The 26,446-nt window shown below is 52.7% G+C and carries 19 protein-coding genes and 4 tRNA genes; 1 reads left to right on the forward strand and 22 read right to left on the reverse strand.

The annotated features are described in order from the left end of the window. Positions 1 to 70 precede the first annotated feature (70 nt). The 19 genes from rpsJ to ACIQW9_RS11120 form a co-directional block, all read right to left on the reverse strand. Positions 71 to 403, reverse strand: coding sequence for a 30S ribosomal protein S10 (rpsJ, locus tag ACIQW9_RS11030; protein ID WP_011872529.1), 333 nt, complete (start codon positions 401 to 403; stop codon positions 71 to 73). 84 nt (positions 404 to 487) lie between these two features. Next, positions 488 to 1,678, reverse strand: a complete 1,191-nt coding sequence (gene tuf / locus ACIQW9_RS11035; protein WP_402336588.1) for an elongation factor Tu — start codon at positions 1,676 to 1,678, stop codon at positions 488 to 490. A gap of 133 nt (positions 1,679 to 1,811) precedes the next feature. After that, on the reverse strand, positions 1,812 to 3,920 hold the full coding sequence (fusA, locus tag ACIQW9_RS11040; RefSeq protein ID WP_402336591.1) for an elongation factor G: 2,109 nt from the start codon (positions 3,918 to 3,920) through the stop codon (positions 1,812 to 1,814). A 128-nt stretch (positions 3,921 to 4,048) separates the two neighbouring features. After that, on the reverse strand, positions 4,049 to 4,519 hold the full coding sequence (gene rpsG, locus ACIQW9_RS11045) for a 30S ribosomal protein S7 (RefSeq protein WP_011872532.1): 471 nt from the start codon (positions 4,517 to 4,519) through the stop codon (positions 4,049 to 4,051). 136 nt (positions 4,520 to 4,655) lie between these two features. Beyond that, positions 4,656 to 5,039, reverse strand: a complete 384-nt coding sequence (gene rpsL / locus ACIQW9_RS11050) for a 30S ribosomal protein S12 (protein WP_011872533.1) — start codon at positions 5,037 to 5,039, stop codon at positions 4,656 to 4,658. A 430-nt stretch (positions 5,040 to 5,469) separates the two neighbouring features. Further along, positions 5,470 to 9,714, reverse strand: coding sequence for a DNA-directed RNA polymerase subunit beta' (rpoC, locus tag ACIQW9_RS11055; protein WP_402336594.1), 4,245 nt, complete (start codon positions 9,712 to 9,714; stop codon positions 5,470 to 5,472). A gap of 254 nt (positions 9,715 to 9,968) precedes the next feature. Continuing rightward, positions 9,969 to 14,075: a DNA-directed RNA polymerase subunit beta gene (gene rpoB / locus ACIQW9_RS11060; protein WP_402336597.1), complete on the reverse strand. Its 4,107-nt coding sequence runs from the start codon at positions 14,073 to 14,075 to the stop codon at positions 9,969 to 9,971. A gap of 286 nt (positions 14,076 to 14,361) precedes the next feature. Beyond that, the gene (gene rplL / locus ACIQW9_RS11065) at positions 14,362 to 14,736 is read right to left on the reverse strand and encodes a 50S ribosomal protein L7/L12 (RefSeq protein ID WP_011872536.1); all 375 of its coding nucleotides are present in this window, start codon (positions 14,734 to 14,736) and stop codon (positions 14,362 to 14,364) included. A 95-nt stretch (positions 14,737 to 14,831) separates the two neighbouring features. Beyond that, a complete protein-coding gene (gene rplJ / locus ACIQW9_RS11070; RefSeq protein ID WP_011872537.1) occupies positions 14,832 to 15,380 on the reverse strand; it encodes a 50S ribosomal protein L10 in 549 nt (182 codons plus the stop codon). Positions 15,381 to 15,694: 314 nt separating this feature from the next. Further along, positions 15,695 to 16,390, reverse strand: coding sequence for a 50S ribosomal protein L1 (rplA, locus tag ACIQW9_RS11075; RefSeq protein ID WP_402336600.1), 696 nt, complete (start codon positions 16,388 to 16,390; stop codon positions 15,695 to 15,697). Then, positions 16,390 to 16,821 carry a 50S ribosomal protein L11 gene (gene rplK / locus ACIQW9_RS11080; RefSeq protein WP_011872539.1) on the reverse strand — a complete coding sequence of 144 codons (432 nt, stop codon included), beginning with the start codon at positions 16,819 to 16,821 and terminating at the stop codon, positions 16,390 to 16,392. Before rplK ends, rplA begins: the two co-directional genes overlap by 1 nt. A gap of 138 nt (positions 16,822 to 16,959) precedes the next feature. Next, complete coding sequence (nusG, locus tag ACIQW9_RS11085; protein ID WP_041322794.1) at positions 16,960 to 17,574, reverse strand: transcription termination/antitermination protein NusG; 615 nt, start codon at positions 17,572 to 17,574, stop codon at positions 16,960 to 16,962. Next, positions 17,574 to 17,957 (reverse strand): preprotein translocase subunit SecE, encoded by a 384-nt coding sequence (gene secE, locus ACIQW9_RS11090; RefSeq protein ID WP_011872541.1) that lies wholly within the window; start codon positions 17,955 to 17,957, stop codon positions 17,574 to 17,576. Before secE ends, nusG begins: the two co-directional genes overlap by 1 nt. A 34-nt stretch (positions 17,958 to 17,991) precedes the next feature. Next, positions 17,992 to 18,067, reverse strand: a tRNA-Trp gene (locus tag ACIQW9_RS11095). 69 nt (positions 18,068 to 18,136) lie between these two features. Continuing rightward, positions 18,137 to 19,327: an elongation factor Tu gene (tuf, locus tag ACIQW9_RS11100; RefSeq protein ID WP_402336588.1), complete on the reverse strand. Its 1,191-nt coding sequence runs from the start codon at positions 19,325 to 19,327 to the stop codon at positions 18,137 to 18,139. Between the two features lie 100 nt (positions 19,328 to 19,427). Then, positions 19,428 to 19,502: transfer RNA gene (locus ACIQW9_RS11105), tRNA-Thr, on the reverse strand. 49 nt (positions 19,503 to 19,551) lie between these two features. Then, positions 19,552 to 19,625 (reverse strand) — tRNA-Gly (locus ACIQW9_RS11110). Between the two features lie 45 nt (positions 19,626 to 19,670). Beyond that, positions 19,671 to 19,756, reverse strand: a tRNA-Tyr gene (locus ACIQW9_RS11115). 115 nt (positions 19,757 to 19,871) lie between these two features. Continuing rightward, positions 19,872 to 20,933 (reverse strand): gamma-glutamyl-gamma-aminobutyrate hydrolase family protein, encoded by a 1,062-nt coding sequence (locus tag ACIQW9_RS11120; RefSeq protein WP_402336604.1) that lies wholly within the window; start codon positions 20,931 to 20,933, stop codon positions 19,872 to 19,874. Between the two features lie 265 nt (positions 20,934 to 21,198). Here ACIQW9_RS11120 and ACIQW9_RS11125 point away from each other — a divergent pair, with 265 nt between their 5' ends. Next, positions 21,199 to 21,570: an ArsC/Spx/MgsR family protein gene (locus ACIQW9_RS11125; protein WP_402336607.1), complete on the forward strand. Its 372-nt coding sequence runs from the start codon at positions 21,199 to 21,201 to the stop codon at positions 21,568 to 21,570. A gap of 49 nt (positions 21,571 to 21,619) precedes the next feature. Here the strand turns inward: ACIQW9_RS11125 and ACIQW9_RS11130 are convergent, their stop codons facing one another. From ACIQW9_RS11130 to ACIQW9_RS11140, 3 genes are all read right to left on the reverse strand, one after another. Beyond that, positions 21,620 to 23,356: a response regulator gene (locus ACIQW9_RS11130; protein ID WP_402336610.1), complete on the reverse strand. Its 1,737-nt coding sequence runs from the start codon at positions 23,354 to 23,356 to the stop codon at positions 21,620 to 21,622. Between the two features lie 162 nt (positions 23,357 to 23,518). Next, on the reverse strand, positions 23,519 to 24,757 hold the full coding sequence (locus tag ACIQW9_RS11135) for a diguanylate cyclase (protein WP_402336613.1): 1,239 nt from the start codon (positions 24,755 to 24,757) through the stop codon (positions 23,519 to 23,521). A 159-nt stretch (positions 24,758 to 24,916) separates the two neighbouring features. Then, a complete protein-coding gene (locus ACIQW9_RS11140; protein ID WP_402336615.1) occupies positions 24,917 to 26,344 on the reverse strand; it encodes a DHA2 family efflux MFS transporter permease subunit in 1,428 nt (475 codons plus the stop codon). Positions 26,345 to 26,446: the final 102 nt, after the last annotated feature.

Consider the following 26,446-nt stretch of genomic DNA (forward strand, 5'->3'; position numbering starts at 1 on the left):
TAAATGCGTGAATTATTGCTGCCTCCAGTTTAAATGCGGGACATATTCTGCCCCGCATCACAAAAACAAATTATTGCAGTTTGATTTCCACATCAACGCCAGCAGGCAAATCCAGTTTCATCAATGCATCAACTGTTTTGTCTGTAGGGTCAACGATGTCCATCAAACGAACGTGGGTACGAATTTCGAATTGATCGCGCGATGTTTTGTTGACGTGCGGCGAACGCAAAACGTCAAAACGCTGGATACGTGTTGGCAATGGCACTGGGCCCTTGACGACCGCGCCGGTACGTTTGGCTGTCTCAACGATTTCGAGTGCCGATTGATCGATCAAACGGTAATCGAAAGCTTTCAGGCGAATACGGATCTTTTGGTTTGGAGCTGATTTCGGTGCTGTAGACATGTTCATTCCTTAAAAGAGCGAGCCGCGAGTGAGTGAACACTCGCGGCGATAGTAAATGGCAGTTACGCCAAATTGTTTTATTGATTACTCAATAATCTTGGCAACAACACCGGCGCCGACGGTACGACCGCCTTCGCGAATAGCGAAGCGCAGACCTTCTTCCATCGCAATCGGGTTGATCAACATCACAGTGATCGAGACGTTGTCGCCCGGCATCACCATTTCTTTATCCTTCGGCAACTCGATCGAACCAGTTACGTCCGTAGTACGGAAGTAGAACTGTGGACGGTAGTTGTTGAAGAATGGTGTGTGACGGCCGCCTTCGTCTTTCGACAACACGTAGATTTCGCCTGTGAAATGCTTGTGTGGCTTGATCGAGCCTGGCTTTGCCAACACTTGACCACGTTCCACGTCTTCACGCTTGGTGCCACGCAGCAATACGCCGACGTTGTCGCCTGCTTGACCTTGGTCGAGCAGTTTGCGGAACATTTCAACACCGGTACAGGTGGTGACTTGAGTGTCGCGAATACCAACGATTTCGAGCGATTCGCCAACTTTGACGATACCGCGTTCGATACGACCCGTTACAACGGTGCCGCGACCGGAGATCGAGAACACGTCTTCTACTGGCAACAGGAAGGCGCCGTCTACTGCGCGTTCTGGTGTTGGGATGTAGCTGTCGAGTGCATCGGCCAGGGCCAGGATGGCGGGTTCGCCCAATGGACCTTGGTCGCCTTCGAGTGCCAACTTAGCCGAACCTTTGATGATTGGCAGGTCGTCGCCTGGAAATTCGTATTTGGAGAGCAACTCGCGCACTTCCATTTCGACCAGTTCGAGCAATTCTGCATCATCAACCATGTCGCACTTGTTCAGGAACACGATGATGTATGGAACACCAACTTGGCGTGCCAGCAGGATGTGCTCACGTGTTTGCGGCATTGGGCCGTCAGCTGCGGAACAAACCAGAATGGCGCCGTCCATCTGCGCTGCGCCGGTGATCATGTTTTTAACATAATCGGCGTGACCTGGGCAGTCAACGTGTGCGTAGTGACGCGCTGTGGTTTCGTACTCAACGTGCGAGGTGTTGATGGTGATACCGCGCGCTTTTTCTTCCGGCGCGTTATCAATCTGGTCGTAGCCTTTGGCTTCGCCACCAAACTTCTTCGACAATACTGTCGCAATCGCTGCTGTCAGTGTGGTCTTGCCGTGATCGACGTGACCAATTGTGCCCACGTTCACGTGCGGCTTGGTCCGCTCGAATTTGCCTTTTGCCATTTTATTCTTCCTTCAAAAAGAACGATTTATCTATATTAGGATGCCCCTTATGGGGCATCGCTTGACAGTTATTTACTACTCGCCAAGCGAGCCATGCATAGGCCCGACTCGCCCGGCGTTTCAACGAATACGATTACTTAGGCGCTTTTGATGTGACGATTGCATCGATCACATTTTTAGGCGCTTCAGAGTAGTGCTTGAATTCCATCGAGTAGGTTGCACGACCTTGCGTTGCAGAACGCAACGATGTCGCATAACCAAACATTTCGGACAATGGCACTTCGGCTTTAATGATCTTGCCGCCGCCGCCCGCGATTTCGTCCATACCTTGAACCATGCCGCGACGCGAGGACAAATCGCCCATCACGGTACCAGCATAGTCTTCTGGCGTTTCAACTTCGACTGCCATCATCGGTTCCAGAATAACCGGGCTCGCTTTACGGCAACCATCCTTGAAGGCCATCGACGCAGCCATACGGAACGCGTTTTCGTTCGAGTCAACGTCATGGTAAGAACCGAAGAACAAGGTAACTTTAACGTCAACCACTGGATAACCTGCGAGCACACCCGCAGTCAATGTTTCACGCACACCTTTTTCAACTGCAGGGATGTATTCGCGTGGAACGGTACCGCCCTTGATCGCGTCAACGAATTCAAAACCCTTGCCCGGCTCTTGCGGTTCGATTTTCAGAACTACGTGACCGTACTGACCACGACCACCGGATTGCTTGACGAATTTGCCTTCGATTTCTTCGCATGTTTTGCGGATCGTTTCGCGATATGCAACTTGCGGCTTACCGACGGTCGCTTCCACGTTGAATTCACGCTTCATACGATCGACAATAATATCCAGATGCAACTCGCCCATACCGGCGATGATGGTTTGACCTGATTCTTCATCGGTACGCACGCGGAACGATGGATCTTCAGCAGCCAGACGATTCAGCGCCAAGCCCATTTTTTCCTGGTCAGCCTTGGTTTTTGGCTCAACTGCCTGCGAAATAACCGGCTCAGGGAAGACCATGCGCTCCAGCACAACAAATGCCTTGTCATCGCACAGAGTATCGCCAGTGGTAGTGTCTTTCAGACCCACGACTGCAGCGATATCGCCAGCACGCATCTCTTTGATTTCTTCGCGCTGATTTGCCTGCATCTGAACGATACGGCCAATACGCTCCTTCTTCTCTTTCACCGAGTTCAACACGGTATCGCCCGAATTCAGAGTGCCAGAGTAGCAACGGATAAAGCACAATTGACCAACGAATGGATCGGTAGCAATTTTGAAAGCCAACGCCGAGAATTTCTCGCCATCTTCTGCCTTACGAACAATCGGCTCGTCCGACTCATCCACACCAGGAACTGGTGGAATATCAACTGGGGACGGCAGGTAATCAATCACCGCGTCCAACATCGCTTGCACGCCTTTGTTTTTGAAAGCAGTACCGCACATCATTGGCACGATTTCATTGGCGATAGTACGGGTGCGCAACGCAGCCTTGATTTCGGCCTCCGACAAGTCACCCTCTTCCAGGTACTTGTTCATCAACTCTTCCGATGCTTCGGCAGCTGCTTCCACCATGTTTTCGCGCCACTTCTGCGCTTCAGCCAGGAGGTTGGCCGGAATCTCACCGTATTCAAACTTCATGCCCTGGGAAGCTTCATCCCAGATGATCGACTTCATTTTAATCAAGTCAACCACGCCGAAGAACTGATCTTCCGCACCGATAGGTACCTGGATAGGCACAGGATTGGCCTTCAGACGTGCACGCATTTGTTCGTACACTTTAAAGAAGTTCGCGCCGGTACGATCCATCTTGTTGACGAATGCCAAACGAGGAACCTTGTACTTGTTGGCCTGACGCCAAACAGTTTCAGATTGTGGCTGCACGCCACCGACCGCACAATAAACCATGCACGCGCCATCCAGTACGCGCATCGAACGCTCAACTTCAATCGTGAAGTCAACGTGGCCCGGCGTATCAATGATGTTGATATGGTGCGCAGGAAGGTTGTTTGCCATCCCTTTCCAGAAGCAGGTAACTGCTGCGGAAGTAATGGTAATACCGCGCTCTTGCTCCTGCTCCATCCAGTCGGTGGTTGCCGAACCTTCATGGGTCTCGCCCAGCTTGTGGTTTACACCCGTGTAGAACAGGACGCGTTCAGTGGTAGTGGTCTTGCCGGCGTCAATGTGAGCCGAGATACCGATATTGCGGTAACGCTCAATGGGGGTCTTGCGGGCCATGATTAATCCAATATCTCTTTAACGAACAAAACCGAGCGTCATTTTTGATAAATGAGGTGCCCGGTTCCGAACAATTTATATAAGTAGACAAGCGCCCGCGAATTACCGCGGGGCAACTATTTAATTCATCAGAAGCGGAAGTGCGAGAACGCTTTATTCGCCTCAGCCATACGATGCACTTCATCGCGCTTCTTCATTGCACCGCCGCGGCTTTCCGCAGCTTCGAGCAATTCACCAGCGAGACGTTGCGGCATCGATTTTTCGCTGCGCTTGTTTGCAGCTTCGCGCAACCAACGCATGGACAAAGCCATACGACGGACAGGACGAACTTCAACAGGCACCTGGTAGTTTGCACCACCAACACGACGGGATTTCACTTCAACCAGTGGTTTGCAGTTAAGGATTGCAGCTGTAAATACTTCCAGCGGATCCTTGCCCGACTTGGTCTGGATATGCTCAAACGCACCGTAGATGATGTTTTCTGCGACCGATTTCTTACCGGACAACATCAACACGTTAACGAATTTGGCAACATCAACATTACCGAATTTCGGATCTGGCAGTATGTCCCGCTTGGGAACTTCACGACGACGTGGCATTTCGATTCCTTTCAATCTTCAGTTGAGGCGCAGCAACAGGTTTGCCGCACACTCGCGGACAGTCATCATAACCATCCACTTACTCGGCCCATTAGGGACCGACACAATTTCGCGGAGGCCGCGAAAATACAGTTAATTACTTCTTGCCAGCTTTTGCACGCTTGGTACCGTACTTCGAACGCGCTTGCTTACGGTCTTTAACACCCTGGGTATCCAAAGCGCCGCGAACCATGTGATAACGCACACCCGGCAAATCTTTTACACGACCGCCGCGCAACAGCACGACGCTATGTTCTTGCAGGTTATGGCCTTCACCGCCGATGTACGAAATTACTTCGAAACCGTTGGTCAAACGCACTTTGGCAACTTTACGCAGAGCCGAGTTAGGCTTCTTTGGAGTTGTGGTGTAAACGCGGGTACATACGCCACGTTTTTGCGGGCTGTTTTCCAGCGCCGGCGATTTGCTCTTGACGCGTGCAGAAACACGCGGCTGGCGAATCAGTTGATTGATGGTTGGCATCGCTCTATATCCAGCTAATACAACATTAATAATACGAACCCGAAAACGGTTGTTCGGGGACTAAAGAATCATTGCGGAAGAATTTAATTCGACGCACGCCTCGATCGGCAGAGAAGGAAAACGCGCAAGGGGGTTGCGAAGAAGCAAGACCAAAGAGCGTTTAAGCCCAGCAGAGCTTAAAATCGAGAACTCGCGAGTATAGCCCCGTATACTTTAGCAGTCAACAATTGTATTGAAGGCTGCACTGCAATTTCGTTGTGAAATGAGGGTAATTCCATAGCAATCACAGCAAACATGGCAGAAAAACTTTCTTTTCCGTCATGCAATCAGCTTATGACAATATCTTTATAGCAACTAAACTACCATTGTACAAAGAAAAACGGCATCGGGATTTCTCCTGATGCCGTTCAATACTTGGATTACGCTTGGATTATGAAGCGTCGGTATCGCTGTCAGGCATGCTGGCGATATCAGCAAACTGCGCTTCCGCTTCGGCCGCGCGAGCAGCTTTCTCGGATTGCAGCAAGGCTGTACGCTCTTCTGCTTCCCACGATTCCTTTTCCTTGCGTGCACGATGGAACGCAAGGCCGGTACCGGCCGGGATCAGACGACCAACGATCACGTTTTCTTTCAGGCCACGCAAACCATCGCGCTTGCCCATGATCGCAGCTTCGGTCAGGACACGTGTAGTTTCCTGGAACGATGCAGCCGAAATGAAGGAGTCGGTCGACAGCGATGCCTTGGTAATACCCAGCAACACGTTTTCGTAGGTTGCAGGAATCTTGCCCGCGGCAATCACGCGATCGTTTTCGTCCAACAGTTCCGAGCGCTCAACTTGCTCACCCACGATGTAATTCGCATCGCCGGCATCAACCACTTGAACGCGACGCAACATCTGACGCACGATGACTTCGATGTGCTTGTCGTTGATCTTCACGCCTTGCAAACGGTACACGTCTTGCACTTCGTCGACGATGTAACGTGCCAGCGCTTCGATACCCAGCAAACGCAGGATGTCTTGCGGATCGGCTGGGCCGTCAACAATCATCTCGCCCTTGTTCACAACCTGGCCGTCATGTACCAGCACTTGCTTGTCCTTGGTAATCAGGAACTCGTGCTTGTTGCCGTCCATGTCTGTGATTTCCAGACGTTGCTTGCCTTTGGTTTCTTTACCGAACGCAACCGTACCTGTGACTTCTGCCAGCATGCCGGCATCTTTCGGCGAACGTGCTTCGAACAACTCGGCAACACGCGGCAGACCACCGGTGATGTCACGTGTCTTCTGCGATTCGGTCGGGATACGTGCCAGCACTTCGCCGACGGTAACTTGCTGACCGTCTTTGACAGTAATCAGCGCGCCGACCTGGAAGCCGATCGTTACTGCGTGTTCAGTGCCGGCGATCTTCACTTCTTCGCCTTGTTCGTTCAACAGTTTGACCTGTGGACGAACGGTTTTGGTCACCGAGCCGCGACGTTTCGCATCGATAACAACCAGAGTCGACAAACCGGTCACTTCATCGATCTGACGTGCAACGGTCGAACCTTCTTCGACGTTCTCGAATTTCACCGTACCGGTGTATTCGGTAATGATAGGACGGGTCAACGGATCCCATGTTGCCAATGCGGTACCAGCCTTGATGACCAGACCGTCTTTAACGATCAGGGTCGCGCCGTACGGTACTTTATGACGCTCACGCTCACGGCCGAGATCATCCGTGATCAGCACTTCGCCGGAACGGGAAATGACGATCTGACCGCCTTTGCCGTTCGTGACGTAACGCATCGTCGCAGTGAAGCGAACGGTACCGTTCGATTTGGCTTCCACCGACGAAGCAACTGCCGCACGCGACGCTGCACCACCAATGTGGAAGGTACGCATCGTCAACTGAGTACCAGGCTCGCCGATCGATTGTGCCGCGATAACACCGACTGCTTCACCGGCGTTGACCATCGAGCCACGACCCAGATCGCGGCCATAACACAGAGCGCACAGACCGAAGCGCGTGTCGCAAGTCAATGGCGTGCGTACTTTTACTTCATCGATGCCAAGGCGTTCGATTTCTTCAACCATGTCTTCATCAAGCAAGCTACCCGCTGCATACAAGGTTGCCTGTGTTTCAGGATTGACGATATCGTTTGCGGCAACGCGACCCAGGATACGGTCACGCAATGCTTCGATAACTTCACCGCCCTCGACCAGCGCTTTCATCGATGCGCCATTCGAGGTGCCGCAATCGTCTTCGATCACAACCAGATCTTGCGTTACGTCAACCAGACGACGTGTCAGGTAACCCGAGTTCGCTGTTTTCAGCGCGGTATCGGCCAGACCTTTACGTGCACCGTGAGTCGAGATGAAGTACTGCAAAACGTTCAGACCTTCGCGGAAGTTCGCGGTGATCGGCGTTTCAATAATGGAACCATCCGGTTTCGCCATCAGACCACGCATACCGGCCAGCTGACGAATCTGTGCTGCGGAACCGCGCGCACCGGAGTCGGCCATCATGTAAATCGCGTTGAACGATTCTTGCGTGGTTTTGGTGCCGTCGCGTTTGACGACATCTTCAACCTTGAGTTGATCCATCATGGCCTTGCCGACGTCATCACCGGCCTTGCCCCAGATATCCACCACTTTGTTGTAACGTTCGCCGGCAGTAACCAGACCGGACGAATATTGCTGTTCGATCTGTTTGACTTCGCTTTCGGCAGCCGCAATGAGGGAGACTTTTTCTTTCGGCACCAGCATGTCGTCGACGCAAATCGAGATGCCGGCACGGGTCGCCAGGCGGAAGCCCGATTGCAGCAATTGATCAGCGAATACAACCGTTGCGCGCAGACCGCACTTACGGAAGGACAAGTTGATCAGACGTGAAATTTCTTTCTTTTTCAGCGCGCGGTTCAATACGGAGAACGGCAAGCCTTTAGGCAGAATTTCCGACAGGATCGCGCGACCAACCGTGGTTTCGTAGCGGGTAATCGTTTTGTCGAATTCGCCGGTTTCCACATTTTTTGGATACTCGGTGATACGCACGGTAATACGGGTTGCCAGTTCAACTTCTTTATTGTCGTAGGCACGGATGACTTCGGACACGTCCGGGAACATCATGCCTTCGCCCTTGGCGTTGATCGCTTCACGGCTCGCGTAGTACAGACCCAACACGATATCTTGCGAAGGAACGATCGATGGTTCGCCATTCGATGGGAACAGGATGTTGTTCGAAGCCAGCATCAAGGTGCGTGCTTCCATCTGTGCTTCGATCGACAATGGAACGTGAACCGCCATTTGATCGCCGTCAAAGTCGGCGTTAAACGCAGCGCAGACCAATGGGTGCAATTGAATCGCCTTGCCTTCGATCAGAACTGGCTCAAACGCTTGAATACCAAGACGATGCAAGGTAGGCGCACGGTTCAACATGACCGGATGTTCACGGATCACGTCTTCCAGGATGTCCCACACGACTGGTTCTTGAATCTCAACCAGTTTTTTCGCAGCCTTGATCGTTGTCGCCAGGCCCATCAATTCAAGCTTGTTGAAAATGAATGGTTTGAACAATTCCAACGCCATCAGTTTCGGCAGACCGCATTGATGCAATTTCAGTTGTGGGCCTACAACGATAACGGAACGACCCGAGTAATCGACGCGTTTGCCCAGCAAGTTTTGACGGAAACGACCGCCCTTGCCTTTGATCATTTCGGCCAGCGATTTCAGCGGACGCTTGTTAGCGCCTGTCATCGCTTTACCGCGACGGCCGTTATCCAGCAGCGAATCGACCGCTTCTTGCAACATACGTTTTTCGTTGCGGGTGATGATTTCCGGCGCGCGGAGTTCCATCAGACGCTTCAAACGGTTGTTACGGTTGATAACGCGGCGATACAGATCGTTCAGGTCGGAGGTTGCGAAGCGACCACCATCCAGCGGCACCAATGGGCGCAGTTCTGGCGGCAATACCGGCAACACTTCCATGATCATCCAGTCAGGCTTGATGCCCGAACGTTGGAACGCTTCCAGCACTTTCAGGCGCTTGGCGTATTTTTTGATCTTGGCTTCAGATTTGGAATCTTTCAACTCCTGACGCAGCATTTCAGCATCGCGATCGATGTCGATAGCGCGCAGCAATTCACGGATACCTTCGGCGCCCATGAATGCGGTGAAGTCGTCGCCGAATTCTTCGTATTTAGCCGCATAGTCGTCTTCCGACATGATCTGGCATTTTTTCAGCGGAGTCATGCCTGGATCGGTCACAACGTAGGCTTCAAAATACAGAACGCGTTCGATATCCCGCAAGGTCATATCGAGCACCATACCCAAACGGGATGGCAGCGATTTCAGGAACCAGATGTGCGCAGTTGGCGATGCCAACTCGATGTGACCCATGCGTTCACGACGCACTTTAGCCAGTGTGACTTCAACGCCGCACTTTTCGCAGATAACGCCGCGATGTTTCAGGCGCTTGTATTTGCCGCACAGGCATTCGTAATCCTTGATCGGGCCAAATATTTTTGCGCAAAACAAGCCGTCACGTTCAGGCTTGAACGTACGATAGTTGATGGTTTCCGGCTTCTTGACTTCGCCGTAGGACCACGAACGGATTTTTTCTGGTGACGCCAGACCAATTTTGATCGCGTCGAATTGTTCGTTTTGCTGAACTTGCTTGAATAGATCGAGCAGTGCTTTCATGTATCACTCCAGTTGGCGTGAAAAAACGCTTGATGATGAGAAGGTTGCGTCGGCGCTGCTTTAAACCCTGTTCGCATGGGCGGGAGAGCTGAGGTGGTAAGAGTAACTTCCACACTGAGTTCCGCGCATACCGGGACAGACGACACTTCCAGAAACTGCTATTGCCTAGCTATTTTTCTACTACGCTTGCTTCAGTACTAAATTCCAGTCAGCAAAGGGAAGAACAACTTTCGTTGCCCTTCCCTCGTTTTACATCAGTCGCGTTCCAGATCGATGTCGATACCCAGCGAGCGGATTTCCTTAACGAGAACGTTGAAGGACTCCGGCATGCCGGCGTCGATGACGTGGTCGCCCTTGACGAGATTTTCGTACACTTTGGTACGGCCATTCACGTCATCGGACTTGACGGTCAACATCTCTTGCAAGACGTAAGACGCGCCGTATGCTTCCAGTGCCCAGACTTCCATCTCACCAAAACGCTGGCCACCGAACTGAGCTTTACCGCCCAGTGGTTGCTGCGTAACCAGCGAGTAAGGACCGGTCGAACGTGCATGCATCTTGTCATCAACCAAGTGATGCAGCTTGAGGTAGTGCATGTAACCGACAGTCACAGAACGCTCAAACGCTTCACCGGTACGACCGTCATACATCGTGACCTGATTTTTGGAAGCAGTCATGCCCAGTTGCTTGGCAATGTGATCCGGGTAAGCCAGATCCAGCATGCGACGGGTTTCGCCTTCATCAGCGCCGTCAAACACTGGCGTTGCGAATGGCACACCGTTCTTCAGGTTGCTCGCCAGTTCCAGGATTTCTGCATCGCTGAAACTATCGAGATCCTCTGTCTTGCCGGACTCGTTATAGATCGCTGCCAGGAATTTGCGCAGCTCAGCAAGTTGTACCTGCGCAGCGAGCATTTCGCCGATACGCAGACCCAAACCTTTAGCTGCCCAGCCCAGATGGACTTCCAGCACCTGACCAACGTTCATACGCGATGGAACGCCCAATGGGTTCAGCACGACGTCTGCTGGTGTACCGTCAGCCATATGCGGCATGTCTTCGATAGGCAAGATGCGTGAAACCACACCCTTGTTACCGTGACGACCCGCCATCTTGTCGCCTGGTTGCAGACGACGTTTGACTGCCAGATAAACCTTGACCATCTTCTGTACGCCTGGCGGCAATTCGTCGCCTTGCGTCAGTTTCTTGCGTTTTTCTTCAAATGCCAGATCAAACTGGTGACGTTTTTCAGCGATCGATTCCTTGATCGCTTCCAAAGCGTTGGCCGATGTGTCGTCGGAAGGACGAATATCGAACCAGTGGTATTTGTCCAGATCGGCCAAATAGTCAGCAGTAATTTTCGTGCCCTTCGCGATTTTCTTAGGACCGCCGTTGACGACTTTGCCGATCAGCATTTTTTCCAGACGCTGGAATGCATCGCCTTCAACGATACGCAGCTGATCGTTCAAATCCAGACGATAGCGTTGCAGTTCGTCGTCGATAATCTGTTGTGCACGTTTGTCGCGTGGAATACCTTCACGCGTAAACACTTGCACATCGATCACGGTGCCGACCATGCCGGACGGTACGCGCAACGATGTATCTTTGACGTCGGATGCTTTTTCACCGAAAATCGCGCGCAGCAGTTTTTCTTCCGGTGTCAGTTGGGTTTCGCCTTTAGGCGTAACTTTACCGACCAGAGTGTCGCCAGCGGTGACTTCTGCACCGATGTAGACGATACCGGACTCATCCAGACGCGCCAATTGGTTTTCAGCCAGGTTAGAGATATCACGTGTGATCTCTTCCGCACCCAGCTTGGTGTCACGTGCAACAACCGACAACTCTTCGATGTGAATCGAGGTGTAGCGATCATCAGCCACAACTTTTTCAGAGATCAGAATCGAGTCTTCGAAGTTGTAACCGTTCCACGGCATAAACGCGACCAACATGTTCTGACCCAGAGCCAATTCGCCCAAGTCAGTCGATGCGCCGTCAGCGATGACGTCATGTTTCGCAACGCGATCGCCAACTTGCACGATAGGACGTTGGTTGATGTTCGTATTTTGGTTCGAACGGGTGTACTTGATCAGGTTGTAGATATCAACACCGACTTCACCGGCTTGTGCTTCATCGTCATTGACGCGAATCACGACACGGCCTGCATCGATGTAATCAACGATACCGCCACGCAATGCCTGAACAGTAGTACCAGAGTCGACTGCAACGGTACGTTCGATACCGGTACCAACCAGAGCTTTCTCCGGACGCAGGCAAGGAACTGCCTGACGTTGCATGTTGGCGCCCATCAATGCACGGTTCGCATCATCGTGTTCGAGGAACGGAATCAGCGAAGCAGCAACCGAGACGACCTGGCCTGGTGCCACGTCCATGTACTGAACGCGTTCCGGCGATACCAAGATCGTTTCGCCGGCTTCACGTGCGGAAACCAGTTCATCGGACAATTGACCAGCTTTGTCGATCGTCGCATTCGCCTGAGCGATGATGTAACGACCTTCTTCAATCGCGGACAAATAGTCGATTTGATCGGTGACCTTGCTGCCTTCAACTTTACGATATGGGGTTTCCAGGAAACCGTATTCGTTCAGACGGGCATACAGAGCCAGCGAGTTGATCAGACCAATGTTCGGGCCTTCCGGTGTTTCGATCGGGCAGACGCGGCCGTAGTGTGTCGGATGCACGTCGCGGACTTCAAAGCCGGCGCGCTCACGAGTCAAACCACCAGGTCCGAGAGCGGAGACACGACGTTTGTGCGTGATTTCCGACAATGGATTGGTTTGATCCATAAACTGCGACAACTGCGACGAACCGAAGAATTCACGGATCGCGGCCGAGATAGGCTTGGAATTGATCAGGTCATGCGGCATCAGGTTGTCCGCTTCGGCTTGGCCGAGACGCTCCTTGACAGCACGCTCAACGCGAACCAGACCGGCGCGGAATTGGTTCTCAGCCAATTCGCCGACGCAACGTACGCGACGGTTACCCAAGTGATCGATATCATCGACTTCGCCGCGACCATTGCGCAACTCAACCAGAATCTTGATCACGGCCAGCACGTCTTCGTTCGACAAAGTCATGTCGCCGGTCAAGGAATCACGACCGATACGACGGTTGAACTTCATACGGCCGACAGCCGACAGATCGTAACGATCCGGGTTGTAGAACAAGCCGTTGAACAATGCCTCAACCGAATCTTCGGTTGGCGGTTCACCTGGGCGCATCATGCGATAGATCGCGACTTTTGCCGCCATCTGATCGTTGGTGTCGTCCATACGCAAGGTTTGCGAGATGTAGCCGCCTTGATCCAGATCGTTGGTATACAGAGTCTGAATGTGGCTGATTTTGCCTTCGCGCAAACGCGCCAGCAAATCATCTGTCAATTCATCATTGGCGCTGGCAATCACTTCACCAGTATCGGCATCAACGATGTTTTTCGCCAGAATGCGGCCCAGCAGGTAATCTTCCGGAACCGAAATCTGCTTGATGCCTGCAGCTTCAACATCGCGCACATGCTTGCTGTTGATGCGCTTGTCTTTTGCAACCAGCACTTTACCGGCTTTGTCGGCGATATCGAAACGGGCAACTTCACCGCGCAGACGTTCGGCCACAAATTTCATTTCAGCGCCATCAGCGTGCAGAGTGAAATCATCGAAAACGAAGAAGTTTTCAAGGATTTGCTCCGGCGTCATGCCGATTGCCTTCAACAGGATCGTGACAGGCATCTTGCGACGACGATCGACGCGGAAGAACAAAATGTCTTTCGGATCAAATTCGTAGTCCAGCCATGAACCGCGGTAAGGAATGATACGTGCGGAGAACAGCAATTTACCGGACGAGTGCGTCTTGCCGCGATCGTGTTCAAAGAACACGCCTGGCGAACGATGCAACTGCGACACGATAACGCGTTCGGTACCGTTGATCACGAAAGAACCTGTCGAGGTCATCAAAGGCAATTCGCCCATGTAGACTTCCTGTTCTTTCATTTCTTTAACGACAGGCTTGGTCGGCGATTCCTTATCCAGGATCACCAGACGAACTTTGGCACGCAGAGGCGACGCGTACGTCAATCCACGTTGTTGGCATTCCTTGATGTTGAACGGCGGATCGCCGAGCACATACGACAAGAATTCGAGACGCGCAAAACCATTGTGCGAAACGATAGGGAAAATAGACGTGAAGGCAGATTGCAAGCCTTCGTTTTTGCGTTGGGACGGTATTTTGTCTTCTTGCAAAAAGTCATGATACGACTCGAGCTGGGTCGCCAGCAGGAACGGAACGTTGTGAACGTTAGCACGTTTCGCGAATGATTTGCGAATGCGCTTTTTCTCAGTAAATGAGTAGTGCATGGACACTCCGTGAGTGACAGGGAAGGATAGAGAATTCAGGATTCAGGCTGCATTGCCGAGTTGCAATAAATCACAACTCGAAACATTGAAACCTCAAGTCTCTGCCCTTGGACCAGTCGGTCGAACAACACACCAGATTACATCAAGTCAATCAAGCCTGCTGACAACCACATTTTTTAATCCAAAAACGACAAAGGAGCCAAAGCCGAACCACCCTTTCGGGCAGTTCCATGCTTTGACTCGGGCGCTGCCAATAAAACTATTAACGCGCGCAGATAAAACCAAATTACTTGATTTCCGCTTTCGCGCCAGCTTCTTCCAGCTTTTTCTTAGCTGCTTCAGCATCTGCTTTCGAAACGCCTTCTTTCAAAGGTTTCGGTGCAGCATCAACCAGATCCTTAGCTTCTTTCAAGCCCAGACCGGTGATTTCACGCACTGCTTTAATCACGCCAACTTTGTTCGCGCCGAAATCAGCCAGGATAACGGTGAATTCGGTTTGCTCTTCAGCAGCAGCGCCACCAGCTGCGCCGCCAGCTGCAGGAGCAGCCATTGCAGCAGCGGATACGCCGAATTTTTCTTCGAATGCTTTAACCAAGTCATTCAGTTCCAGAACTGTCAGGTTGCCTACGGCTTCCAGGATGTCGTCTTTGCTAATTGCCATTTGAAACTCCTAAATTTTTTCAATAATTACATCTGATTGGTACTGACGCGAAGCGTCGAAACAAGAGCGCAGGGCCGCACACGTGCGGCAGCCTGTTATTCCGCTGCTGCTTCGGTAACTTCGGCGACTGGTTCTGCTGCAGCTGCAGGCGTTTCGCCTTCAGCTTTTTTAGCAGCAAGAGCAGCCAAACCACGCGTAAAGCTCGCAACCGGAACCAGCATCATGCCCAAGACTTGGGCCAGCAGGACTTCACGGCTAGGAATATTTGCCAATGCAGTAACAGCCGCTTTATCAAGCGTCTTGCCTGCATAGTTACCTGCCTTAACAACCAGTTTGTCGTTGGTTTTAGCAAAGTCACTGATGACTTTAGCTGCAGCAACGGCATCGTCCGAGATCGAATAGATCAACGGACCGGTCATTTCAGAAGCGAGGTCGGCAAATGCGGTACCTTCAACGGCACGACGAGCGAGTGTGTTTTTCAACACGCGCAAGTAAACGCCCTGGTCCCGCGCTTTGGCGCGCAGTTGTGTCAAGTGACCAACCTGGATGCCACGATATTCGGCCACGACGATAGTCTGTGCCGTTGCTACCTTGGCAGAGATTTCGGCGACTACGGCCTTTTTGTCATTCAGATTGAGACTCAAGATCAACCTCCAAAAGTAATGCTCGGCTTCTACACAACCATCATTGATTGCTTGCCTCACATCGGTTCGAACACGGCGTCCGAAGTTAGGAGTTCATACTGGCAAGCCAGCGAAGAGACTGCAAAACTTGTTCGGGGTCACCATCTGCGTTGGGTATCGAGTTGTTGCCAACTCCACATTTAACTTTGCACACTACTTACATGCACGCCGCCCAACGGTCTTTGATTGCCTGAACCTTTTTCTATCCTACCGAATCCGGTCCAGCCCAAAGATGCGCCCACCGCCAAATTGACGACGGGACTTAATTCAATAACTTAAGCGGCCAGAGTCGTTTGATCGACGCGAACACCAGCGCCCATCGTCGACGACAGCGAAACCTTGCGCAGGTAAACACCTTTGCTGGTTGCTGGCTTGGCTTTAGTCAACGCATCGATCAAAGCCAACAAGTTGGATTTGAGCGCTTCGTCGGTAAACGATTTACGACCGATAGTGGCGTGAATAATGCCAGCCTTGTCAGTACGGTATTGCACTTGACCTGCTTTTGCATTTTTAACTGCAGTTGCAACGTCAGGAGTAACAGTACCGACTTTCGGGTTAGGCATCAGGCCGCGAGGTCCGAGGATTTGACCCAGGGTACCAACGATACGCATGGTATCTGGCGATGCGATCACGATGTCGAAAGGCATATTGCCAGCCTTGATCGACTCAGCCAGATCTTCCATGCCGACGATGTCAGCACCAGCAGCTTTCGCCTGCTCTGCTTTTTCGCCGGTAGCAAATACTGCTACGCGCACGTCTTTGCCTGTACCAGCCGGCAAAACAACGGAGCCACGAACAACTTGGTCGGACTTCTTGGCATCAACACCCAATTGAACCGATACGTCGATCGATTCGTTGAATTTGGCAGATGCACATTCTTTGATCAAAGCCAGTGCATTGTCGAATGGGTACGCTTTGGTACGATCAACTTTTGCCTTGAATGCTTTAACGCGTTTCGATAACTTAGCCATTACAGACCCTCCACCGTGATGCCCATGGAACGTGCGGAACCGGCGATCGTACGCACAGCTGCATCCATGTCGGCAGCCGTCAAATCCGGCCGTTTAGTTGTTGCGATTTCTTCAGCTTGCGCGCGCGTGATCTTGCCGACCTTGTCGGTATTTGCCTTGGCAGAACCCTTGGTGATGCTCGCAGCTTTTTTGATCAGATACGTTGCTGGCGGCGTCTTCATCACGAAAGTGAAAGACTTGTCCGCAAACGCGGTAATAACAACCGGAATTGGCATACCTGGCTCAACACCTTGGGTCTGCGCGTTGAACGCCTTGCAGAATTCCATGATGTTCAGACCACGTTGACCCAGAGCAGGTCCGATTGGAGGGGATGGGTTTGCCTTACCAGCTGGAACTTGCAGCTTGATAAAACCAATGATTTTCTTTGCCATGATGGCTCCTACATTGATTGAGTGGTAGCGCCTGTTCACTTGCCTTGCGGCGCATTACTTGGGCTCCTCTTGTTACTGCTATCGAATTTGCGACACTCGAACCTCTGCAATCGCAACGCTCCGACCGGCGTTTTATTCTTATACTTTTTCGACTTGACCGAACTCGAGCTCCACTGGCGTCGCGCGACCGAAAATCGTCACGGAAACACGTACTTTGGACTTCTCGTAATTGACTTCCTCGACATTGCCGTTGAAATCGGTGAAAGGACCATCCTTGATGCGCACCATTTCGCCCACTTCGTACAATACTTTTGGACGCGGTTTTTCAACGCCTTCCTGCATTTGCTGCATGATCTTGTCGACTTCGTGCGGCGGGATTGGCGTCGGTTTGTTCGACTTGCCGCCGATGAAACCGGTTACCTTGCTTGTATTCTTGACCAGATGCCATGTTTCGTCGGTCATTTCCATCTCGACCAATACATAACCAGGGAAAAAGCGGCGCTCACTGACCGATTTTTGACCGTTTTTGACTTCGATCACTTCTTCGGTAGGCACCAGAATTTGCCCAAACTGATCTTGCATGCCGGCGCGCGCAATGCGCTCCGTTAACGCACGCATCACGCTCTTTTCCATGCCGGAATAAGCGTGTACGACGTACCAGCGTTTTTTACTTGTTGCAGCAGTGCTCGCAGCCGATGCGGCGGCAGTGCTAGGCACGCCGTCTTGTGCGTCATCCTGAATATTGTCGCCCATTATCTTTTCCAGCCCAAAATCAGGTCGTACAACACAACTTCAAGTAACTTATCCGTACCGAACAGGAAAAGCGCCATAACCAATACAAAGCCGAAAACAATTGCCGTCATTTGCAGCGTTTCCTTGCGTGTCGGCCAAACCACTTTCTTGGTTTCGCGAACCGCCTCTTTGGCGAAATTAACGAAATCACGACCGGACGCCGACGTCCACGCAATTGCAATTGCAATCAGCAAGCCGCCAACCAGTGCTGCGATGCGCACGATTGTTGCCTTGTCCGACAAAAAATAAAAACCAACTACGCCCGCGATTGCGACGAGAACCGCCAAGACGATCTTGACCTTATCGCCTGACGCGCCAACAGTTTGTACGGGATGATTAGACATACTCTTTACTTTCGATGCCCTGCACCAGAATCGGTGGCAGGGGCGGAGGGCCTCGAACCCCCAACCTTCGGTTTTGGAGACCGACACTCTGCCAATTGAGCTACGCCCCTACGTTTGAACTACCACTACATGAAACCGTTTGCGGCGATCCCCAAGAATCGCCGCAAAGAATTCATTTATTACTCAATAATCTTGGCAACAACACCGGCGCCGACGGTACGACCGCCTTCGCGAATAGCGAAGCGCAGACCTTCTTCCATCGCAATCGGGTTGATCAACATCACAGTGATCGAGACGTTGTCGCCCGGCATCACCATTTCTTTATCCTTCGGCAACTCGATCGAACCAGTTACGTCCGTAGTACGGAAGTAGAACTGTGGACGGTAGTTGTTGAAGAATGGTGTGTGACGGCCGCCTTCGTCTTTCGACAACACGTAGATTTCGCCTGTGAAATGCTTGTGTGGCTTGATCGAGCCTGGCTTTGCCAACACTTGACCACGTTCCACGTCTTCACGCTTGGTGCCACGCAGCAATACGCCGACGTTGTCGCCTGCTTGACCTTGGTCGAGCAGTTTGCGGAACATTTCAACACCGGTACAGGTGGTGACTTGAGTGTCGCGAATACCAACGATTTCGAGCGATTCGCCAACTTTGACGATACCGCGTTCGATACGACCCGTTACAACGGTGCCGCGACCGGAGATCGAGAACACGTCTTCTACTGGCAACAGGAAGGCGCCGTCTACTGCGCGTTCTGGTGTTGGGATGTAGCTGTCGAGTGCATCGGCCAGGGCCAGGATGGCGGGTTCGCCCAATGGACCTTGGTCGCCTTCGAGTGCCAACTTAGCCGAACCTTTGATGATTGGCAGGTCGTCGCCTGGAAATTCGTATTTGGAGAGCAACTCGCGCACTTCCATTTCGACCAGTTCGAGCAATTCTGCATCATCAACCATGTCGCACTTGTTCAGGAACACGATGATGTATGGAACACCAACTTGGCGTGCCAGCAGGATGTGCTCACGTGTTTGCGGCATTGGGCCGTCAGCTGCGGAACAAACCAGAATGGCGCCGTCCATCTGCGCTGCGCCGGTGATCATGTTTTTAACATAATCGGCGTGACCTGGGCAGTCAACGTGTGCGTAGTGACGCGCTGTGGTTTCGTACTCAACGTGCGAGGTGTTGATGGTGATACCGCGCGCTTTTTCTTCCGGCGCGTTATCAATCTGGTCGTAGCCTTTGGCTTCGCCACCAAACTTCTTCGACAATACTGTCGCAATCGCTGCCGTCAGTGTGGTCTTGCCGTGATCGACGTGACCAATTGTGCCCACATTCACGTGCGGCTTGGTCCGCTCGAATTTGCCTTTTGCCATCTTGCACTCCTAACAATTTTGATGAGAATGTTCAGGCACACGCCCGACCGACTTACTTTGATATTAAATTTGCTGATACTGCTGAAACTACTGAATTCTTTGGTGCCCTTTACGTGGATTGAACACGTGGCCTCTCCCTTACCAAGGGAGTGCTCTACCACTGAGCTAAAAGGGCTACTAGCCGTTCGATACCTGACTTACGGCACGCCCAACCTTTAAAAATCTGGAGCGGGTGAAGGGAATCGAACCCTCGTCATAAGCTTGGAAGGCTTCAGCTCTACCATTGAGCTACACCCGCGAGGGTCACCACTTCACAACACTACTTGAAACTTCCCTGAAAACTTGGTGGAGGGGGCTGGATTCGAACCAGCGTACTCGTAAGAGGGCAGATTTACAGTCTGCTGCCATTAACCACTCGGCCACCCCTCCGCGGGGAACCCCAAACTATAGGCGAGTCGACACCCCTTGTCAACATCTGGAAGCGATTGAAACGCAATATTTTCAGATTATTTTCTTGTCCGTCGGCGCGCAAGACCGGCAACGATTAAAAACGCGTTTCTCTTGCCGCCCGCAGAAAACTATCGAGGATAGGCGTGCAATCCAGCAGTTCGGAGCCGCCCGCACGATGAAATTCCGGATGCCATTGCACGCCCATCACAAAGCGAGACTTGGTATGACGCACTGCTTCGATAATGTTATCGCCCTGCGATACGGCCTCTATCCTCAAGTCACGCCCCAGATCGCGCACCGCCTGATGATGAATTGAGTTGACCAGCGGTGTCGCTTGTCCAGAGAACATTGAAGCCAGAGACGAACCGGGCGGGAATTGGATCGTATGGCGATGACTATCGTACAAGTCATTCACATGCGACTGCGCGTCCGGCACATCCGACGCTATATCCTGATACAGCGTGCCGCCGAACGCCACATTAATCAATTGGCAACCACGGCAAATGCCCAGCACAGGCTTTCCGGCCTCGACGAATTCATGCAGCAACTCCAGCTCATACATATCACGCGCACTATCGCCGCTCCATTCCGGACGCGTGGCAGTTTGCGAATATGTCTGCGGCGCAACGTCTGCACCGCCCTGCAGCACCAAGCCATCCAGATGCTTGGCGTAGTCACGCAAACGAATTTTGCTTGGGTGCAACATCCCATTTGTATTGACAGTCGGAATCATCAGCACCAGCACATCGCGCGACATTACCCATTGCGCGATGGATTCTTCCAGGTATTGCAGCGTTTTCCCCTGCAAACCCTTGGCCCCGGCTTCCGGATGAAAGATACGCGCAGACACGCCTATCTTCAGCGTACGTTGCGTCAAGCGGCGACCAACCTGATCCGAAAGACTTTGCAGGCGCGCCGAAAAAACGCGCCAGGTTTGTTTCCACGGCGTATCGTCGGGCAACTGCCAGGCTGGCGCACTGCTTCTGCCGAATTCTATTTTGGCCGCTGGCACATACGGCTCGGACGGCGCATGCGCAGCTTGCGGTTCTGCGGCGGAGCTTACTGGCGGCGGATTATGGTCTGGCGGCGGCGCGTCAGGCTGAGTAGACGCAGCGGGTGCAGCGGGTGGCAAATTGCTATCGGAGTTGTCAGACATGGCATCACTTTAAAATCAGGAATAGGTAGACAGCGGAAGACGCCAATTTATCCATCTTCGCAGCATATTTGGCAAAAACAACATTAATCGCCAAACGTCGGTTAATTACATGCGATCTTCAACCATCCATTCAAATTATGCCTTTCTTCCATCGCAGACAACAATCGCTGCTTGCGCCAGCGTCAGCCCGATTGCAGACGAAAAGGCATAATGCCGAGAGCAATATGTTTTCATTCACTCCCGTTATTTCCACTGCAGGCACATCATGCTGATCATTTATCACAACCCACGCTGCTCCAAATCGCGCGGCGCTTTAGAACAGGTGCGGCAATTTGCAGCCCAGCACCAACTCGATCTGGAGATCGTCGATTACCAGAAAACGCCGCTGAATCTGATGCAGTTGACCGAGCTGCATCAGTTGCTGCAAGTGGATGCAACCTGCAGCGTACGCGACATGGTGCGCGACAACGAGACGCTTTTCGATACCTTGTCGCTGCAGCAGGCCGATGACGGCAGCTTGTTGCAGGCACTCGCCGCACATCCGCAATTATTGCAGCGTCCTATTGTGCGCTTCAATAATCGCGCGCTGATCGCGCGTCCGCCTGAATTGCTCGACAACTTTTTGCAGATGTCCTGAAGTGCGGGACACACAGTTTTCAATACAACCACAGGAAAATCGCCGCCGATTATTTCCCGTCGATTTCTTGATCGACTGCAGATTCCGGCCTGACTTCAGATGAGGCTTCCGGCTCGCTTGCAATCTTGTTGATCGTCTCGGCAACAGGTGCGACGGGTATGGTATTCACGTCATTGATGCCGTATTTTTTCAGGATGTCACGATACATGCCGCTCAACAAGGAAAGCCGCGGATTGCGCGGGTCCAGATGGCGCGCCTCGGCAACGTAGGTGCGCGCCTTTTCGCCCAGCTGCATGTCCCAACCCAGATTATCCAGGCATTTCAATGCCGCCACCGCCGCATTGAACACGACTTGCGGATTGTGCGGCAATCTTTCCGCTGCTTCCGACATCAGCACCACCGCACCCTGGAAATCACCGAGGCGCGCTTTTTCAGCACCGGCCGCCACCATATCCACTATCTGGCTCTTGCTGGCGCGCGTCACGCGCTTGACCAGATCTTCGCGCCCGCCCTCTTGCAGCAAACGCATAGCACTACTCACCGCAATGGCAGTCGGCGCATTACCGACGACCGAAGTCATGACATCGACGACGCCCTGCTCCATGCCGCTCTCCAGGCAATTTTTCGCCAGCGTCAGCTTGGTATCGTTACTCAGATTGATAGGTTCCTTGCAGGCCAGCAATGCCACTTCCAGCTCTTCATCGGCCTGCTCTTTGTCGCCGTTATGCCTGTGCAACAGGGCGTTCGCTATCGCACGGCACGCGGCGGTTTTTTTGAAGCCGGCCAGGGATTTGGCGAGGTCGCGGATGATGGCAGGCACCAGCTTGACTTCGCCTTTGGCCAGCGAGGTTTGCACCAGATGCACATGATCTTCCGGCTCACGGAACTCAGAAAACCTGGCTTTGTTGACCACCTGCTGAAATACCTTGTGTGCCGTATCAGTATCGCCGGTTTGCAAGGCGACCTTACCCAGCTTGCGCAAACGCCGCAACGCATAGGGCGAGCGCGCCACAGCATTTTCCAGCGTGGCCTGCATCTGCGACAGATTGCCTCTGGCTTCCTGTGTTTTGGCGAGCCAGTCATAAGCTTCGAGAAATTCTTTTTTATCATCGATCAATGCAGCCAGCTTTTCTTCTGCTTCTTCGTACCGCTCTTGCATGAAGAGCGTGCTGGCCAGACCAAGATGCGCCCAGGCAATCGAACGCTTGGCCAATAATTCGGTATAAATCTCTTCTGCCGCACTCACCTCGCCCAGCGTCATGTGCATCTCTGCCCGCAAACGCAGAAAATCGGTGCGATAAGCGGCTTTCTTGCCTTCACCATCCTGGCAAATCTCTATCGCCCGCCCCAGATTGCCCAGCTCGACCTGGCGATATACCGGCATCAGCACATTGCGTTTTTCAATCGCCCTGAAAATACGCTCCATCAGGGTATCGGCAGTAAATGGCTTCAACACATAATCATTGAGGGCCAGCTCGGCCGCACTCACCACCTTGCCGTGCGTGCGTTCGGCCGTCGCCATGAAAAATATCGTCGAAAGCGGAATCAGCTTGTTATGCCGCAAATCTTCCAGTAACTGCTGCCCATCCTGCTGCCCTTCGCCCAGATCATATTCACAGATCACCAGATCGAAGGTCTTTTGCTTGAGGGGACGAATTGCCGTACCAGAGTTATTCGCATATTCGATCTTGCTGACGCCGCCCAGACTCAACATATTGTGAATGCTGGCCCGCATGCCTGCGTGCGGTTCGATAATTAGTGCGGTCAGTCCGGCAAGTTCTTGCATGATATTTAAAAGCTATAAAAAAGACGTCAGGCCCATCAAGCCTTGAGGAAGGCGGAATACTGCAGGGCATTATTGCATTTGTTAACGACACCATTGCAATTGTTGCGCATGACGGAGGCATGCTGAACTACAAACAGCAAGGATAAACAGACAGCAAACTAATCAAGCGATGGCGGCATCTGCAGGCGGCTCCTCGACTACCACCTGATTGCGCCCGCCTTGCTTGGCCATATACATTGCAGTATCGGTGCGCGAAAACAGGTCCAGCACGGATTCGCCCGGTATCTGCTGCGTGAGCCCTATCGATACCGTGACGCGATTGCGTAATTTTTTATCCCACGCAAAATGTTCGACCTGCTCGCGTATGCGTTCAGCCACATTCAAGGCAGCGAGCAGGGAAGTATCTGGCAAGACCAGCAGGAATTCCTCACCGCCGTAACGGCCGAATATATCGCCTGCCCGCACATTACTCTGCGCGATGCGTGCAAACGTGCGCAAGACTTCATCACCGCCCAGATGGCCGGCCTCATCGTTGATACGCTTGAAATGATCGAGATCGATCACCGCCAGGCAAAGCGGTGCGCCGGTCTCGTCGGCGAGCCGTTTCTGCTGCTCCAGAGCGGCCACGATATAGCGGCGATTAAAACAGCCGAGCAGCGCATCGCGCTGCGCGTCTTCCTCGATATTCCTGATTTTCCGGTTCGCCTTGAACAAGGCATTGTGCAGTCTCTGCACGCGATCAGCCAATAGTGCAAAACCCGGCAGCGTCACTGCCAGCACCAGCAATTGCACGCTTTCCAGCACGAATACGGCATTGCTGCCATGCCGTACATAATGCGCCGCCACCACACTCGCATAGCCGACCAAAGTAATGAGCGCCAGCAGCAATATCGTACGCGGCAGGAAACGAGGCATGACAAAGGCCATGATCAGAAACAGAAACGGCACGAACGCCAGTTGCGTCACCGGTTCCAGATACGCCACGAACAGCATGATGCCGATGGAACACAAGGTGATCGGCATGCGCAGATTTTTTTCTTTCACCTTCAGATTCCAGCCGAGTGCAAAGCAGAGGCGAAACAGCAGAAAGGATGTGCAGGCCAGCACAATGGCAATTTGCAGCGTTTGCAATGCAATCAGATGCTGCAGATAAAAGACGCCCAGCGTCAGCATGTACAGCAAGGCCAGTACGCCTGCCAGCATCAAGCGCCGGATACGCGCAGACTGACGCTCATCGCGATCGGAAGTGAAATGGTGGCGTGCCCGCACCACGTGGATTTTTACCGAATGGGCACCGGTGTGCGTATTGCGCTGCCGATGCGCGTTGGGGTGGCGCGCATCGTCCTGCAAAGGCAAGGAGCCCGTGCCGGGAACCGCGTTGTGATCGCCAGTCTGTCGCATGTAAATCCGCCCAAAAATTTACCCGTGCCCCGTTGTAACAAGCAAGTTCTATCAATATATTTCTCAATAGCAACCATATCGCATCTTGCCGCGAATCCCGCTATTTTTAGTTGTTTTTCGGCATAAATCGCCACCAACGCGCACAACAGCACTGCACATTCATTCAACAGGCGGCGGCTTGGTGCGCATATACCATGCAGCAATCACTGCAATTGCACACAGGACGGCGACCAAAAAAAAGGTTTCATTGAATGCATTGCGATAATTGCCCGTGCCCAGCGCCTGTCGCGCTTCATGTACCGCGATACGCCACTCCAGCACAATGCCGACCAGACTGACGCCTATGGCTCCGCCCAATTGGCGCGCAAAATTGAGCGCGCTCACTCCTTGTGCGATCAGCTTGATGTCCAGTCCGCGCATTGCACCCAGACTGAGCGCCGGCAACACAAAACCCAGACCGATACGCCCGATGATGGCCCACGCCGTCAGCATCAGATAACTGGTGGTAGACGAACCACTGCCCATCAATACAAAGGACGCCGTGAGCAAGCCCAGGCCGATAGCAACCAGCACGTTCGGCGGATAACGGTCTGCCAGCCGCCCAGCCAGCGGGATCGTCAGCGCCAGCACTATTCCTGCGGGCAGCAGCACCAGGCCTGCTTGCGATGGCGCGTAATGCAGCGCTATTTGCAGATAGACGGGTAGCAGATAGGTAGAGCCGAACAAGCCCATGCCGTAAATGAAAGCCACCAGTGCACCCATCGCAAATTGTCGATAACCGAACAAAGCCATGTTCACCAGAGGCTCGTGCCGGGCGCGCAACTGGTAGACAAGAAAAACAATGAAACTGGCCACTCCCAGCAGCAGAAGCAGCAATGCCTGCTGCAGGTCTGCACGCAATTCCACCAGACCGTTCAGCAGGCTGATGATGCTGATGCCGATTAACAGCAAGCCTTTCCAGTCCAGCGGCTTGGCATTTTCCAGAATCTGGCTGTACAGCGGCAGAAAGCGCCGGATCATGTAAAACACCAGCAGGCAGGGCGGCACCACTACGAAGAAAATCGAACGCCAGCCAAACAATTCCACCAGAAAACCGCCGACACTCGGTCCTATTGCCGGTGTCAGCACCACACCGAAACCGAAAATTCCCATCGCCTTGCCCTGCTCTTCGGCAGCAAACGCGCGCAAGATCACGATCGCCGGTATCGGCTGCATCACGCCAGCCGCCAAGCCTTCCAGCACGCGCATCGACAAAAGCATAGGGTAATTCACACTGAAGCCACCAACCACGCCACCCAACAGCAACAGGCTGACAGCACCGGTATAAGTACGGCGCAGGCCGAAGCGCTGCAATAGCCATGGCGTGGTCAGCATGGACAGCGTCATCGCCAGCATGAAACTGGTGGCGACCCATTGCGCCCGCTCCTGTCCCAGCGTGAAGTAATGGCTTAAATCGGGGATCGCGACGTTGACAATGGTCGCAGACAGAGTCGCGGCAATATTACCTATCATGCAGGTCAGCAGGACCAGCCATTTGTAGCGTTCGCCGTAACGCGTGCGCAGTGCTTCCAGGGTCATTGTTGACATAGCAAATGAATCCAGACTGGTAGAGGCTCAGTATAAGTGCATCCGTCTATCATTTATTGGGAGAAACGCGCTCCCTGGATAGATTGCTGTCTGCAGCTCCTT

It is taken from the genome of Herminiimonas sp. NPDC097707 (genome assembly GCF_044761395.1).
In the GTDB taxonomy this organism is placed as follows: domain Bacteria; phylum Pseudomonadota; class Gammaproteobacteria; order Burkholderiales; family Burkholderiaceae_D; genus Oxalicibacterium.

What these genes read in the sequence shown, in the direction of transcription:
- rpsJ (WP_011872529.1), bottom strand. Translation starts at nt 403, where the DNA reads ATGTCTACAGCACCGAAATCAGCTCCAAACCAAAAGATCCGTATTCGC.
- tuf (WP_402336588.1), bottom strand. Translation starts at nt 1,678, where the DNA reads ATGGCAAAAGGCAAATTCGAGCGGACCAAGCCGCACGTGAACGTGGGC.
- fusA (WP_402336591.1), bottom strand. Translation starts at nt 3,920, where the DNA reads ATGGCCCGCAAGACCCCCATTGAGCGTTACCGCAATATCGGTATCTCG.
- rpsG (WP_011872532.1), bottom strand. Translation starts at nt 4,519, where the DNA reads ATGCCACGTCGTCGTGAAGTTCCCAAGCGGGACATACTGCCAGATCCG.
- rpsL (WP_011872533.1), bottom strand. Translation starts at nt 5,039, where the DNA reads ATGCCAACCATCAATCAACTGATTCGCCAGCCGCGTGTTTCTGCACGC.
- rpoC (WP_402336594.1), bottom strand. Translation starts at nt 9,714, where the DNA reads ATGAAAGCACTGCTCGATCTATTCAAGCAAGTTCAGCAAAACGAACAA.
- rpoB (WP_402336597.1), bottom strand. Translation starts at nt 14,075, where the DNA reads ATGCACTACTCATTTACTGAGAAAAAGCGCATTCGCAAATCATTCGCG.
- rplL (WP_011872536.1), bottom strand. Translation starts at nt 14,736, where the DNA reads ATGGCAATTAGCAAAGACGACATCCTGGAAGCCGTAGGCAACCTGACA.
- rplA (WP_402336600.1), bottom strand. Translation starts at nt 16,390, where the DNA reads ATGGCTAAGTTATCGAAACGCGTTAAAGCATTCAAGGCAAAAGTTGAT.
- rplK (WP_011872539.1), bottom strand. Translation starts at nt 16,821, where the DNA reads ATGGCAAAGAAAATCATTGGTTTTATCAAGCTGCAAGTTCCAGCTGGT.
- nusG (WP_041322794.1), bottom strand. Translation starts at nt 17,574, where the DNA reads ATGGGCGACAATATTCAGGATGACGCACAAGACGGCGTGCCTAGCACT.
- secE (WP_011872541.1), bottom strand. Translation starts at nt 17,957, where the DNA reads ATGTCTAATCATCCCGTACAAACTGTTGGCGCGTCAGGCGATAAGGTC.
- tuf (WP_402336588.1), bottom strand. Translation starts at nt 19,327, where the DNA reads ATGGCAAAAGGCAAATTCGAGCGGACCAAGCCGCACGTGAATGTGGGC.
- ACIQW9_RS11120 (WP_402336604.1), bottom strand. Translation starts at nt 20,933, where the DNA reads ATGTCTGACAACTCCGATAGCAATTTGCCACCCGCTGCACCCGCTGCG.
- ACIQW9_RS11125 (WP_402336607.1), top strand. Translation starts at nt 21,199, where the DNA reads ATGCTGATCATTTATCACAACCCACGCTGCTCCAAATCGCGCGGCGCT.
- ACIQW9_RS11130 (WP_402336610.1), bottom strand. Translation starts at nt 23,356, where the DNA reads ATGCAAGAACTTGCCGGACTGACCGCACTAATTATCGAACCGCACGCA.
- ACIQW9_RS11135 (WP_402336613.1), bottom strand. Translation starts at nt 24,757, where the DNA reads ATGCGACAGACTGGCGATCACAACGCGGTTCCCGGCACGGGCTCCTTG.
- ACIQW9_RS11140 (WP_402336615.1), bottom strand. Translation starts at nt 26,344, where the DNA reads ATGTCAACAATGACCCTGGAAGCACTGCGCACGCGTTACGGCGAACGC.